The organism is Mesorhizobium delmotii (assembly GCF_900149755.1).
GTDB classification, from domain to species: domain Bacteria; phylum Pseudomonadota; class Alphaproteobacteria; order Rhizobiales; family Rhizobiaceae; genus Mesorhizobium; species Mesorhizobium delmotii.
This window is the reverse complement of sequence record NZ_FUIG01000049.1, coordinates 53,242-66,278: the sequence shown is the minus strand read 5'-3', so window position 1 is coordinate 66,278 and position 13,037 is coordinate 53,242. Positions and strand designations below refer to the sequence as shown.

11 protein-coding genes and 2 pseudogenes are annotated in these 13,037 nt (G+C 59.5%); 2 read left to right on the top strand and 11 right to left on the bottom strand.

The annotated features are described in order from the left end of the window. Window positions 1-136: 136 nt before the first annotated feature. Together BQ8482_RS38765 and BQ8482_RS38760 are read left to right on the top strand one after the other, a co-directional pair. A pseudogene (locus BQ8482_RS38765) lies at window positions 137-268 on the top strand (IS481 family transposase); the annotation flags it as partial. Beyond that, window positions 251-390: pseudogene (locus BQ8482_RS38760) on the top strand (DapH/DapD/GlmU-related protein); the annotation flags it as partial. The pseudogenes BQ8482_RS38765 and BQ8482_RS38760, both read left to right, overlap by 18 nt. Window positions 391-712: 322 nt before the next feature. Here BQ8482_RS38760 and BQ8482_RS29890 read toward each other — a convergent pair. The 11 genes from BQ8482_RS29890 to BQ8482_RS29840 all read right to left on the bottom strand — a co-directional run bounded on the left by BQ8482_RS29890 (window position 713) and on the right by BQ8482_RS29840 (window position 13,030). After that, a complete protein-coding gene (locus BQ8482_RS29890) occupies window positions 713-2,617 on the bottom strand; it encodes an ABC transporter ATP-binding protein (protein ID WP_123150884.1) in 1,905 nt (634 codons plus the stop codon). Next, the gene (locus BQ8482_RS29885; RefSeq protein WP_123150883.1) at window positions 2,617-4,479 is read right to left on the bottom strand and encodes an ABC transporter ATP-binding protein; all 1,863 of its coding nucleotides are present in this window, start codon (window positions 4,477-4,479) and stop codon (window positions 2,617-2,619) included. The genes BQ8482_RS29890 and BQ8482_RS29885 overlap by 1 nt, the downstream gene beginning before the upstream one ends. A gap of 90 nt (window positions 4,480-4,569) precedes the next feature. Then, entirely contained in the window at window positions 4,570-5,454 is an 885-nt protein-coding gene (locus BQ8482_RS29880; protein ID WP_123150882.1) for an SIR2 family NAD-dependent protein deacylase, read from the bottom strand. Window positions 5,455-5,491: 37 nt separating this feature from the next. Then, window positions 5,492-5,704 carry a putative nitrogen fixation protein NifT gene (gene nifT, locus BQ8482_RS29875; protein ID WP_123150881.1) on the bottom strand — a complete coding sequence of 71 codons (213 nt, stop codon included), beginning with the start codon at window positions 5,702-5,704 and terminating at the stop codon, window positions 5,492-5,494. Next, the gene (locus tag BQ8482_RS29870; protein ID WP_123150880.1) at window positions 5,701-6,021 is read right to left on the bottom strand and encodes a nitrogen fixation protein NifZ; all 321 of its coding nucleotides are present in this window, start codon (window positions 6,019-6,021) and stop codon (window positions 5,701-5,703) included. The genes nifT and BQ8482_RS29870 overlap by 4 nt, the downstream gene beginning before the upstream one ends. 89 nt (window positions 6,022-6,110) lie before the next feature. Continuing rightward, window positions 6,111-6,305 (bottom strand): 4Fe-4S dicluster domain-containing protein, encoded by a 195-nt coding sequence (locus BQ8482_RS29865; protein WP_077378901.1) that lies wholly within the window; start codon window positions 6,303-6,305, stop codon window positions 6,111-6,113. Window positions 6,306-6,337: 32 nt separating this feature from the next. Continuing rightward, the gene (gene nifB, locus BQ8482_RS29860) at window positions 6,338-7,819 is read right to left on the bottom strand and encodes a nitrogenase cofactor biosynthesis protein NifB (RefSeq protein ID WP_123150879.1); all 1,482 of its coding nucleotides are present in this window, start codon (window positions 7,817-7,819) and stop codon (window positions 6,338-6,340) included. Window positions 7,820-8,337: 518 nt separating this feature from the next. Then, on the bottom strand, window positions 8,338-10,032 hold the full coding sequence (nifA, locus tag BQ8482_RS29855; RefSeq protein ID WP_244603036.1) for a nif-specific transcriptional activator NifA: 1,695 nt from the start codon (window positions 10,030-10,032) through the stop codon (window positions 8,338-8,340). A gap of 257 nt (window positions 10,033-10,289) precedes the next feature. Then, window positions 10,290-10,589 carry a ferredoxin family protein gene (locus BQ8482_RS29850; protein WP_008878188.1) on the bottom strand — a complete coding sequence of 100 codons (300 nt, stop codon included), beginning with the start codon at window positions 10,587-10,589 and terminating at the stop codon, window positions 10,290-10,292. A gap of 12 nt (window positions 10,590-10,601) precedes the next feature. Then, window positions 10,602-11,909, bottom strand: a complete 1,308-nt coding sequence (locus BQ8482_RS29845; RefSeq protein WP_123150877.1) for an FAD-dependent oxidoreductase — start codon at window positions 11,907-11,909, stop codon at window positions 10,602-10,604. Window positions 11,910-11,920: 11 nt separating this feature from the next. Continuing rightward, window positions 11,921-13,030, bottom strand: coding sequence for an electron transfer flavoprotein subunit alpha/FixB family protein (locus BQ8482_RS29840; RefSeq protein WP_123150876.1), 1,110 nt, complete (start codon window positions 13,028-13,030; stop codon window positions 11,921-11,923). Between the last annotated feature and the right edge of the window lie 7 nt (window positions 13,031-13,037).

Genomic DNA, 13,037 nt, shown 5'->3' with positions numbered 1-13,037 from the left:
TCGCGACTGAACCGCCGCCCCGGATCTTCTTTCCTCATCAGCTCTCCTTAATGGAGAACTGTTACCCTTCTCGTGTCTCAGAATCGGGGTGCACTACAGTGGGTTACATTTTCGGCCCTTTGCAAGGAGAGCAAGGGTGCCTTGGAAGGAGTGTAGCCAGATGGATGAGCTGCTGAAGTTCGTCGCGCGGGTTCTGGATGGAGAGAAGATGGCGGTGCTGTGCCGGGATTTCGGCATCTCGCGCAAGACCGGCTATAAGATCCTCAATGGAGCAATCATTCTGCCGGGCGTCACGATTGGCGATGATGCGGTCGTGGGCGCTGGCAGCGTGGTCACCCGAGATGTTCCGCAGGGGCGAAGGTCATGGGAAGTCCGGCTCGGGTAAGATGACCTTGGTGAGGACATAAGCAGGCAGTTCAAGGTCGTTAAACCTAGGAGCTCCATGTCGCCCGGCGAACTGTGCCGAATGGCATCGAAGCAATTGATCGTCGCAGATCCTATCCGCTGTTTTGGTGACGGCCGCTTCGGTCTCGTTCGGCACAGCTTCCTCTCGTACAGGGGCTTTAAGGCGAGGAGGCGGTTGTCTGATCGGAAACGGCTTGGGTTATAATACGACCGAAGCTCGCCCAGACGGCTTCCCTTCACTCGCTTGATCCGCGGCTTTCGCCGGTGCGCCTAAAGTAGTGGACTGTCAGATACGGCCCGCGAGGCATCAGGTACGAGAGGCGGCTTGTCCGGTCGGATCGGCTTCCTCTTCGGGAATGTCGTCGAAGGACGAGTAGTTGAGATTGTAGAGTTTGGAATAGAGCCCACCCATAGCCATCAGTTTGTCGTGGTTGCCGGTGTCAACAACCTGGCCATTCTGAAGCACGATGATGCGATCGGCATCACGGATTGTGGCGAGCCGGTGAGCGATGACAAGGCCAGTGCGGCCTTCCAGGAGTTTTCTCAGAGCCTTCTGGATCAGCATTTCCGTGTAGCTGTCGATGTTGGCGGTGGCCTCGTCAAGAACAAGGATTTTGGCGTCGGCAACGAGAGCGCGGGCGAAACTGACAAGCTGGCGCTGGCCGAGAGAAAGGTTGCCGCCGCGTTCGCCGAGTTGAGTTTCATACCTGTCGGGAAGGCTCATGATGAAGTCGTGGGCGCCGACCACCTTGGCGGACTCGATCACCTTCTGGCGCGTGGCTTCCGTCTTGTGATAGCGGATATTCTCGACAACCGTCCCGGTGAACAGAAACGGCTCCTGCAGCACCATGGCAATCTGGGTGCCGAGCGATTCCTGGGTGAGATCGCGTACATCATGTCCGCCGACCAGCACTTGGCCTTGCTGAACATCATAGAAGCGGTGGACGAGGGCCATCGCGCTCGATTTACCAGAGCCGGTCGGCCCGACCAAGGCGACCGTCTCGCCGGGATTGACCCGGAAGGAGACGTTTTTCAGCACCGGATGGTTGGGCTCGTAGCCGAACGTGACGTTCCTGAACTCGACCGAGCCGTCCATTTCGGGCGCAAGAATCCTGGCATCCGGTTTGTCCTGGATCTCGATCCTGACGTCGAGCACATCGGTCAGGCGCTTGCCGGAGGCCATTGCGCGCTGCATGACGGAATATTGCGCAGTAAGTGAGCGAATTGGGTCAAAGAAGCGTTGGATATAAAATATGTAGGCAACCAATACCCCCACATCGATGCCGCCATTCACGATCGTGGAGCCTCCGACCACAATGACGACGGCCATGGCGAGACCGGTGAGGCCATCGACGATCGGCACCATGACCTGTGCATACCTGGCAGCGACCAGGTGTGTCCTGAGGTCGGCATGTGCTTTGTCGTCATACAGTAGGAAGTTTACCTGCTGGCGGTCCATGGACTGGACGGTGCGCACGCCGTGAATGGCTTCGGCCAACGCGCCGTTGACTACTGAGTTGGTCTCCTGTGCAGCCATGAAGGCCTCGCGGGCACGCGGCAGCCATACGATGCGGATCATCAACAGGGCCGGCAAGACCGAGAGCGTCAGGAAGCCGAGGCTGAAGTTGACCCACAGCATTACGAACACGATGCCGAAGAGAAGCGCGATATCGCCTACGGAGTAGATTGAGGTTTCGAGGAATTCGTGGATAGAGTTGACGTCGCCTTGAAGGCGGGACATCAGTCGTCCGACCTCGGTCTTGTCCATGAAGGAGAGCGATACCTTCTGCAGATGGGTAAACATTGCGCGCCGGATGTCGAAGAGGACGTTCTCGGCCATTTTCCCCACCACGGTTTCCTGCGCGTAGGCGGCGGCGAAATTAACCAGAATGGCGAGCGCAAACGCGCCGGCTGCCGCGAGAACGGCCGAGCGATCAACGCCTGCCGGAGTTATGGCGTGGTCGATCGCGTAGCGGATGATCAGCGGGATGAGAAGCTGCGTGCCAGTGAAAACCAGCAATGCGGCAACCGAGGCGACTGCCATGGCTCGGTAGGGGCGAACGAAGGCCCAGATGCGGCGAATGATCTTCTTGTCGAAAGCCCGGCCGAACATCTCCTCCTCGACGCGGTGGGAGCCGACAACCGCGCGCGGGGGGCGCCTACCGCTGTCATGGGGTTCGGTTTCGATTTCGCTGGCGTGCACCTTGGCCATCAGGGCGCGCCTCTGTACGTGGTCGCAATGTCATCTTCCGGGCGCAACTGAAGATCATGAAGGGCCTTATAGCGCCCGCGCTGGGCCAAAAGCTCCTGATGGGTGCCGCGTTCCACGATCTCGCCATCGTCGACAAACAGGATCCGGTCGGCGTGCTTGAGCGAACTGAGCCGGTGGGCGATGATGATCGTCACCCTATCCTTGGCGAAACGCCGTATCGCCGCGCGGATGCGCTGCTCGGTGGCGGCGTCGATCGCGGCCGTTGCGTCGTCGAAAATGACGATTGATGGGCGCAACATCATCGTGCGAGCTATGGTGAGACGCTGGCGCTGGCCGCCAGAGAGAGAGGCGCCACGTTCGCCGACGACCGTCTTGTAGCCCGCGGGGAGGCCAAGAATGTAATTGTGCAACTGGGCGGATTCGCTAGCGCGCTCGATCCGCTGTTGCTTCGCCCAGGGGTCGCCATAGGCGATGTTGTTCTCGATCGTGGTAGTGAACAGGAATGCATCTTGCTGTACGACGGCGACCGCTTGGCGAAGCGTGGCAAGGGTAACCCCGCGGATGTCCTGCCCGTCAAGCATGATGGTGCCCCCAGTGACATCGTAAAAGCGGGGGATCAGGTGAGCCATTGTCGATTTTCCCGAACCCGGCGGACCCACGATCGCGATCGTCTCGCCCCTACGGGCGCTAAAGGTGATATTCTTCAGAATGGCGCGGTTTCCGGTGCCGGGATATGCAAACGAGACGTTGTCGAAGCGCAGAGTGCCTTCCCCGATCTCAAGCGGTCTGGCGGTGGAAGCATCCCTGATCGTGATGTCCTGGTCGAGCAGACCGAAGAGGCGCGAACCGCAAGTGTAGGCGCGGGCGAAGCCGTTGACCATCAGACCGATCTGGCGGACGGGCATTTGCAGGATCGTCATGAAGGCCAGGAACATCGTGAGCGTCCCAACGCTGATCTGGCCGGCGATGACCTTGTTGCAACCGATCCAGAGGACCAACCCCATGGCGAAAAAGAAGGCCAGGGTCATTGCCGACGTATTGGGCACGTAAACGTCAACCTGCTCGTGGGCGAGTTTGAGCGCGTTTTTCGAGGCGCGGTCGAACTTTACCATTTCATAGGCTTGTGCCGAAAACGCCCGGACAACGCGGATGCCCGCGAGATTTTCCTCCATCACGCGGCCTAGGACGGAAAGCCGCTCCTGCAGGTCGAGCCAGATGACGCGTAGCTTAAGCTGCGTGACCGACGATCGCCAGGCTACGAAAGGCACGAAGCTTAGCGCGATGAGACCGAGCACCGGGTCGGTTGAGATCATCATGTAGGCGCCGATCCCGATCAGCATAGTGAGCAGAAGCAAGCGAACCAGGACGGTGGAAAAATACATCCGCACGCCGTCGAGATCGAGGATGCCGAGAGTGATCAGGTCGCCTGAATGCACCCGGTCGTGAAAGGAAAAGCTGAGGCGCTGGACCTTATCGTAACAAGCCAGCCGCAGTTCATATGCGACGTGATGCCCGACGGCTTCGGCAAAATAGTTTTGCGCCATCGTGAAGAGGCCGCGTAGCGTACTCGCGGCGAGAAGCAGGAGAGCCGGAGTCCATAGCGCTTGTTCTGCAGCCGTCCCCGTGACACCACTCCCGATTGCCACCTGGGTCTGGTCGACAGCCCAGCCGAGAAGCCGGGGAATTAGCAACTGCAGGATCACGGCTATGATCGTCGATCCGATAGCTAGCGCGACCTGCCACGGGTGCCTCAAATTCATTCGCGTTATGCGCAGCAGCGTGCTCAAGCCCCGGCCCCACCCGGCCGCTTTCACATGCGCGGACGATTTGAGAGAGGTCGTGCCAACAGCATCACTGCCCACGAAGTGTCCCCGACTTAATTTTGCGCCTTCGGAAGCAAGCCGGTCGACTCACATCAAGGCGTCCTCAAGTTGATCCAGGCTACCATCGGCTCAAGACGCTGATCCGGCGAGTTGCGCCACGGCTTCGCTCGCTGGCATGTCGATCACCGTGATCCCGCTTGCCGCAAGGAAACGGGCTTCGTTTCTGGTCAGCGTTTGCCCATCGATTATCGCGTAACGAGGGCCTGCTGAGCGTTTCATGATCTGCTTGGCGTAAGTGCGCAGCATCTGATCGTTGAAGCGGCAGCCGACGAAGAAAAAACCCCGGTCAATGCGTCGTTCCTTGACCACGTCAGGGATAGGCGTCTGGATATCAATTTCAGTCAGGACTTCGACATAGTCGGAATCGGCGATGAGGAAATTCGCAGCCGGCCTAATACTGCCATGAGGCGTATAGAGAACCGTCTTTGCAGCTGCTCCCGATTCGAGTTCGCATCCACACAAGTCGTAAGCTTTCGTCCAAATGTCACCGATTTCGTTTGCCCGCGTGACGCCTTGTATCTCGACGACGTCGGTTCGGCCGGCCTCTGCCAGCGCCGCGCGCATTGCCCCTTCGTACCAGCTGTCGATGATGAGGGAGAGCGGGAGTTTTGCCAGCCAGGCGTGCAGGAGGGTCGGCGCCGCCGGCGCGGCGAATATATCAGTCATCCAAGCTTGAAGTGTGCGGCGATGCCGGCGCTGTTCGATGAACTGCGCGACCGACCACATATTGGCCCGGATCTTCGAGGGGGCTGGCGCCCGCGTGTTGAGTGCGGCGGCAACGGCTTCGGGGGTACTCGGTACAGGCGGCTCCGCGGAGCTGAGCCGGAGGAGACCCGGACCGAGATACGGGATCACCTGATCGGAGGCGAGTGCTCGTCTGGCCAGCTCAAGCAGCTTTCGGGCAAAACTGTCCCGGACGACGACGAGGTGGCCCGAGGTCGGGATCGTATTCATACTCGTTTCCTTTGACGCCTCTCATTGAGGGGCAACATCAGTCCTCGTCGGAAAGCTTCCTTGCCTCGACGGTGATCGGCAGACGCGTATGCGGCGGAAGATCGGGTAGGAGGAGCCGCCAGCCGTTTCTGAGCGTTACGACCCCGCCCCACAGGTCCTGGTTCTCGAACTTGATAATCGGCTCTTCGAGATCCTTTTTGGGGACATACGCCGACAACCCGGCATCGGTCCTGCGGATCATTACTTTCATCCGGCCGCTCCTTGATTGGCGTTTTCTTCGGCACTGCAGGGAGCGTCGGCTTTGTCGAGGCTCACCAATTCACGCGCTCGCATGCCGACGACTGTGCCACGGTCGATCCATTCGACTGCATAGATGAAGAACTGCTGTAGAAACGTGCCAATGTCGCGCACATAACCCTCTTCCCCCTTACGCACGAGATTTTCGCCGATCTCCCTGCCAGGATAGGTGCCGTCATTCCTTACGTGACGAGTGGCACGGACCCGCTCTCCCGGCCTAAATTGGGGAGGCCTGCGGATTTCGACCTCCTGTTCGCGTGCGAGCCACATGGCCGGTTCCTTGTTCTTTGAGGCTACAGTTCGAAGAGGCGCTCAGGCATTCCCCAGAGACAGCCTGTGTCGGTACCGCGCAATTGGAGTCAGGCAGGAACGCAGGTCTTCGGCATCGGACACACCGAGGCACATTGCTGCGTATCGAAGACCCCCTCGCATTCGGTGCACTTCTGCGGCTCGACCACGTAGCTCTCGCCTTTGAACTTGATCGCACCGGAGGGGCATTCGAATTCGCAGGCGCCGCATTGCGTGCATTGGGATGCGATAATCTTGAAAGCCATTTTGCCTCCTGGTTCGGGTGGAATGAGACGGCTCAGGCGATCGCCGCGAGTGCCGGGACGCCGGACTCGGCGGCGTAAATCGCGCCGATTGCCGTTTCGATATAATCATGGCCGTAAGCGTCGGTTGCTCGGATACCCGCGTCCGCGAGCTGATCCTTGGGGCAATTTCCAATCTTGACGCAAAGCACGACGTCTATGCCTTCCAGCGCAGCGATGACGCCGTCGAGAGTGGCGTTCTCGCCCCAACCCCCAAGGCAATACTGCTCAACCTTGCGGTGCCCGATAAAGTTGATCCCTATCGGCGACGCTTCATACACCTGGAATTCCTTGGCATGGCCGAAGTGTTCGTTGACGCGGCCGCCGCCCTTAGTCGCCACCGCAACGAGGAGGGACTTGCCGGAGCTCGTTGTCTTGACCATTCCGATCGCTTCGCTCCTGGCTGCCAGACGATCACGGCGCTCGTCCGCGACCAGCTCCCGATAGGCTTCGCGCTTGCCGGCATCGTAGGTGAGCTCGCCGGGAATCTGGTCGAGTGTGAATTCCTGGCCACGATCCTCACCCAGCAGGCCGACGGCATCTGCCCGGCACTGCCGGCAGTGGCGCATCAACTTGGCGCCGCCTTCAAGACGATCCTGAAGAGCCTTCATCTCCATTGCATTTGGACCGCGCTGCCCGGTCAGTCCGTAGTGCGTGCCGTGCGCCGGGTCGGAAATCAGAGGCATGACGTTGTGCAGGAACGCGCCGCGCTGCTTGACCCACTTATTCACCTCAATCAGGTGCTGGTCGTTCACTCCAGGGATCATCACCGAATTGATTTTGGTGAGGATGCCGCGCGCGCTCAGCATCTCTAACCCCAGCATTTGCCGCTCGTGCAGAATCCTGGCGGCTTGGATGCCGACGTAGCGGCCATGGTCGTAAAAGATCCAGGGATAGATCTTTGCGCCGACTTCCGGATCAACCATGTTGATCGTGATCGTCACGTGATCGACATTCATGTCGGCAAGCTCGTCGACGTGGTCCGGCAGCGCGAGCCCGTTCGTAGAGACGCAGAGCTTGACGTCGGGGATTTCCCTGACGACGCGTTCGAACGTTGCCTTCGTCTTCTCCCAGTCGTAGCAGGCGTCGCCCGGTCCGGCGATGCCAAGCACGGAAAGCTGCGGCACTTCGTTGGCGACCGCGATAACCTTGCGTACCGCCTGATCGGGCGTCAGCTTTTCCGAGACAACCCCGGGCCGGCTTTCGTTGGCGCAGTCATATTTGCGATTGCAGTAGTTGCACTGGACATTGCAAGCCGGCGCGACGGCGACGTGCATGCGCGCGAAATAGTGATGCGCCTCTTCTGAAAAGCACGGGTGATCCTTGATCTTGTCCCAGATAGCCGGATCCACATCGTCCGGCCTTGTCGACGACCCGCAGGAGGAAGATGCGCAGCCACCCGAATTCGCGCTCGCCAGCAACTGGTCGGAGAACCTTGCGCCGGTCAGGCTCTCAACCGAAATTACCGGTGCGGACATCGAACGGCTCCGTTGCGGGTTAACGTCGCAGTTCAAAGCGCAAGCGCAATGCCAACTCAAAAAGCTGGCACTATGATCACGAATTGGCTTTTCGCGTCGGATAACAAGGCGTTGCTCCGACATCGCTTTGTCGGACTTCCGACAGTGGCTACGCGCAGAACGTGAGGAAGACGACTCCGGCCGGACATCATTTCGAAAGAGAAATCCCGTGTCGATCCTTCACTGGTGATCGCCTCGGCACGACCTTCTCGACCGGTCTCCGACGAAGATGTAGGTCTCAGCGACGGCGAACTCGTCCGTGGTGAAGTTGCCGCCGGATCCCTGTGTCGGCATGGTTCGGGTTGGGAGAGTCGGTGCGTCCCCTTTACGCTCGTCAAGACGCCGGGAAAGGCCCGGCGTCGCCGCGATGAAGGGTGTGACGATCGTCAGACGCCTCGCGCAGGTTTGGCTCGCGCTCGGACGGATTCTCGCGTAGCTGGCGCAGTGTGTGGTCTTGTTCTCGACGTCATGAGAGAACGCTAGAATTTCTTCACCTCGATACCATGTCGGCGCAAAGCGTATCCGACTTGCCGCGGCGTCACGCCGAGGATACGAGCGGCCTTGGCCTGAACCCAGCCGACCTTCTCCATCGCGTCGATCAGCCGGTCGCGTTCCGTCAGGCGCGGGCCTATTGCAGGAAAAGCAGGATCGTTTGGAGGGGCGGCCGTATGAGGTAATACGTTGTCCTGTGCGGTGCCGAAGCGCCCGGCCGGGATCCGCGATCCAATGGGCGTAATGTTGCTTCGAGTGCGCTCGTCGCCGGTATTGCCGCTGTGCGAATGATCGGCTCTTTTCCAGAGGAGCCAAGACAGGCATTGGTTATTGTTGCAGGCAAAATCCGACGGAGCGATTGTCCTGGAACGCGCTAGCGTGGCCGTCCTTTGCACGCAGTTCTCCAATTCGCGGACGTTACCAGGGAAGTAGCATTGCGAGATAAACTCGAGCGCCGACGGCGCGAAGGCGAGTTCGAGATGGTTGTCCTTGTTGAATCGTTCGAGGAAGGCGTTCGCAAGGCGAGGAATATCCCCCGGTCGCTCTCTGAGCGGAGGCAGGATGATTGGCACCACATTGATGCGATAATAAAGGTCGGCCCTGAAATCCCCGTTTACGACAGCCGTCTCGAGGTCCCTGTTGGTGGCGCATATAAGTCGCACGTCGACCTGCAGCGTCTTGGTACCGCCAACACGCTCCAGTTCGCCTTCCTGCAAGACGCGTAACAGCTTGGCTTGAAAAGCAGGCGAAATCTCGCCGATTTCGTCGAGTAGCAGCGTTCCCCCGTTTGCCAGTTCAAAACGGCCGGCGCGCTGGGAAATTGCCCCTGTGAAGGCACCTTTTTCATGCCCGAACAGCTCCGACTCCAGAACGCTTTCCGACAGGGCGGCGCAGTTCAATTTGACGAAAGACTTCCTCCTCCGGCGTGAAAGCTTATGGATGAGCTGCGCGAAAAATTCCTTGCCGGTTCCGCTTTCGCCACGCAGAAGCACGGTGGAATTCGTCCTTGCTATTATGGAGACGGTTTCGAGCACCTGCTTAAGAGCGGGACTTTCCCCGATGATCCCGTCCATTTTGACAGGCGGGTGGGGGACGGGGTCGGTCCTGTCCTCATCGCGCGAATTCTCCGGTATCCATTGCTCATCGACGCGCCGCTCACGATCCGTAGTCCGGGCGCGATGGAGGCGAATAGTTCGGCCGACCAGGTTGGCGACCATCGTCAGGAATCCTATGTCCTCATCGTAGCGGGAGCCGGTGGCGCTGTCTCTTACGCGGTCGATCGACAACATGCCAAGGATCTTATGCTCAGCCTTCACCGGGACGCCAATGAAGGCAATTGGGAGGGAATTGCCGCTTGGATAAGTTTCAAGGTCATCCTGAAATAGCTCGGATGTGCCGAGGTCAGGTATAACGAGCCGCGTCCCCGTAGCGACGATCTCGTCCACTACGGCCTGTGGTATGGTGGGGTGAGTGCCTGATCGGGCGGTATCGGGGTTGCCAGCACTCGCAACAATCTCCGGCTCACCTTCAGCGTCCAGTACAACGATTGCTCCGTGACGCATCTGCACAAAAGATGGGAGTATATTCGCGACATTGGCAAGCGTAATGTCCAGCCGGGCGGGAGCGGTCAGGGCCTTCGATATCTCGTAGATTCCCCTGAGCCAGACATCAGCTTGGGACATCGCATCGCTGGACGGCTCGCGGAGGGTGTCTCGAGATCCTACTCCGTTGACCCGATCATCCGGCCGTATGTGAGCCATGGAAACACCTCAGCGGTTGTGGTCCAGGGTGCTCCTCCCAAGCGCCTTTTCCTTTTCAATTCTGGAAGCACAGTGTTCACCCGATCCTCCCTTTTGCGATATGGTGCAAGCAAAGGTTGGCGCTCGGTCGTAACCTCAGGAGTACACTGGTGCACACCCATCAACGGTTCGAACGCCGATCATCCGAACTTGAAGAGGACACCGAAGCCACCGCGCGGATAGTTCCATTCGATCTCGCCACTGGTCTCGCACAAAATGCGGCAGGTGCCGCACTCCATGCAGCCATCGGCGGTGATTTCAACTTGACCTTTGTCGTTCAACTCATAGCATTTCGCTGGACAGACGCGGGTCAGCGCGAGCAGATTCGCGCTTGGCTGCTTGTGCGGTCGCACCTTTATATGCGGACGGCCGGAGTCCACCAGATAGCGGTTCTGGTAAAGCTTGTCCTCGACACGTAATTTTGTCCCTGGGTTCGTCATGTCGTCAGTGCCTCACCGCCACGCCAATGCCAGGCGGATCGCGTCGCTGACCAGCCCCAACCGCGAGCGCGCCTTGATGATGGCTGCCGTGGTCGCCTTTTCCTTTTCGATCTTTGGCGTGCCGTCGACACGCATGAAGTTCTGCGCGGCTTGCGACATCAACCGCGGGTAGGTCGTGAAGAAATTGCGGGCGTTAGTGTGGAGTAAAGCTGGCATGTCTTTGTATTTCCGCAGGTCTTTGACTACGAAGGATTTATCCAGCATCGTCTTGTAAAGGGCGAGGTTCCGTTTGGTCATCGGATCGTTGCGTCTCTTCACCTGGATGATAGCCTCAGCCGCAATGCGACCGGAGGTCATGGCGAGGTTCGAACCCTCACGGTGAACGGCGTTGTTCAATTGCGCGGCATCGCCGACAACGACCCAACCGTCGCCAAAGAGCTGCGGAATAGCCTTGTAGCCACCTTCGGGAATGAGATGCGCCGCGTATTCTTTCACCTCCGAACCGGCGATCAGCGGCCGGATCGAAGGATGGTTTTTCAGCGCATCGAGAAGGGCGTAAGGGCTCTCCATCTTTGCGGCGAAATCCGAGACGAGGCAGCCGATGCCCAGTGAGACCGATTCCTTGTTGGTGTAGAGGAACCCGAGCCCGGCCATGCCGTGGGATATCGTGCCGACTGCCTCGATCACGCAGCCTTCACTCCCTTTGACCCCGAACCGCTGCTCAATGACCTCTTCGGGCAGGAAATGCATCTCCTTGACTGCGAGCGCCACGGCTTCCGGCTTCAGCATCTTGCGCAGGCCGCCCCGCGTGCCAAGCAGCCCGCAGACACCTTCTGCAAGAACAACTACGTCCGCGTAGATCGCTCCGCCGGCCCGATCCGTGCGGACGCCGATCACCTTGCCCTTGGCGTCGCGGACGAGTTCCGTCACCGTCGTCTCGCACAGAACCGTCGCGCCGGCCCCGCGCACCCTGCGTGAAAACCATTTATCGAACTGGGCACGAATGATCGTATAGCGGTTGGGCTTCACCTCGTTGAAGTCGTCCGACCGATAGTGAATCCCGGTGTGGGAGGTCTCGTCCATCACCCAGAGCCGCTGTTCAACCAGATGCCGCTCGAGCGGTGCATCATCCCGGAAATCCGGGACGATCTTCTCCAGCATGTTCGCGTACATGATGGCGCCCTGGACGTTCTTGGAGCCCGGATATTCACCCCGCTCCAACTGGAGTACCTTCAAGCCGTCGCTTGCCATAGTGTAGGCAGCTGCGTTCCCGGACATGCCGGCGCCGATGACAATGGCGTCGAACTCTTCCTTGATCATCTCCAACTCCCTTAGCTCGCAAGCTTGTCGCGACTGTGCGGCGAAAGCCGCCGGGTGAAGGCCTCGATCAGTGCGGGCAGAAAGCGAACCGCATCGGTGACGATACCGAGGTGAGCGAAATCGAAAATCGGCGCGTTCGGGTCGGTGTTGATGGCTACGATAAGATCGGCTCCCTCAACTCCCACGCGGTGCTGGATGGCGCCGGAAATACCGGCCGCTATGTAAAGCTTGGGCCGGATTGTCTTGCCAGTTTGGCCGATCTGTCGATCGGCCGGCATCCAGCCCTTTTGGACCAGCGGCCGCGAACAGCCAAATTCGGCGCCGATCGCTCGCGCGAGACTCTTCACAAGCTGCAGGTTCTCCGCCCCGCCGAGACCGAGTCCTCCCGCAACCACCACATCGGCATAGGCGAGATTGGCGGTCCCCGACTGGCTATCCGGAAGGAACCCAAGCACTTTCGTGACGATTTCATCCTCGGCTAGTGACAGCTCGTGCGCGATGACACGCCCCATCGCTCTGTCTGCCCGCTGCGGCATGGGCATGACCCTCGGTCGCACCGTCGCCATCTGCGGCCTGTAATTGAGCGTGTAGATCGTGCATAGCAAGGAACCCCCAAAAGTCGGACGGGTCGCGGCGAGTGAACCGTCGGCATCCACGTCGAGTTCGGTGCAGTCGGCCGTTAGCCCTGTCAGCAAGGTCGTCGCGACGGAACCGGCGAGATCCCTGCCGAGCGTGGTCGCACCGAGAAGCAGGATCTCGGGTTTGTAAGTATCAACCAGATCCGTCATTGCCTTGGTGAAAGGCTCATTGCGATAGTCGGCGAGCAGCGGCGCCTCAACGAAGTAGACAAGGTCGGCGCCATAGGCGAAGGCCTCGGCGACTGCGTTCTGGGTGGCTTCTCCAGGCGGTCCGAGCACAGCGCCCACGAGCTGGACGCCAAGTTTGTCCGCCAGCTTGCGGCCCTCACCAAGCAGTTCAAAGGATACGGGATGGACCTGGCCGCGTTCGAGCTCAATGAAAACCCAAACGTGCCGATAGTCCCTGAAACGCTCGGGCAGCTCCTTCTTCATCCCGGCACGGCCGGCGGGCGGGCGAGGGGTGTCTGGGTTCGCGCTCGACATATGGTCT

Excerpts from the sequence above, each read along its gene's own strand:
- BQ8482_RS29890 (WP_123150884.1), bottom strand. The coding sequence starts at position 2,617 with ATGGCCAAGGTGCACGCCAGCGAAATCGAAACCGAACCCCATGACAGC.
- BQ8482_RS29880 (WP_123150882.1), bottom strand. The coding sequence starts at position 5,454 with ATGAATACGATCCCGACCTCGGGCCACCTCGTCGTCGTCCGGGACAGT.
- nifT (WP_123150881.1), bottom strand. The coding sequence starts at position 5,704 with ATGAAAGTAATGATCCGCAGGACCGATGCCGGGTTGTCGGCGTATGTC.
- BQ8482_RS29870 (WP_123150880.1), bottom strand. The coding sequence starts at position 6,021 with ATGTGGCTCGCACGCGAACAGGAGGTCGAAATCCGCAGGCCTCCCCAA.
- BQ8482_RS29865 (WP_077378901.1), bottom strand. The coding sequence starts at position 6,305 with ATGGCTTTCAAGATTATCGCATCCCAATGCACGCAATGCGGCGCCTGC.
- nifB (WP_123150879.1), bottom strand. The coding sequence starts at position 7,819 with ATGTCCGCACCGGTAATTTCGGTTGAGAGCCTGACCGGCGCAAGGTTC.
- nifA (WP_244603036.1), bottom strand. The coding sequence starts at position 10,032 with ATGTCCCAAGCTGATGTCTGGCTCAGGGGAATCTACGAGATATCGAAG.
- BQ8482_RS29850 (WP_008878188.1), bottom strand. The coding sequence starts at position 10,589 with ATGACGAACCCAGGGACAAAATTACGTGTCGAGGACAAGCTTTACCAG.
- BQ8482_RS29845 (WP_123150877.1), bottom strand. The coding sequence starts at position 11,909 with ATGATCAAGGAAGAGTTCGACGCCATTGTCATCGGCGCCGGCATGTCC.
- BQ8482_RS29840 (WP_123150876.1), bottom strand. The coding sequence starts at position 13,030 with ATGTCGAGCGCGAACCCAGACACCCCTCGCCCGCCCGCCGGCCGTGCC.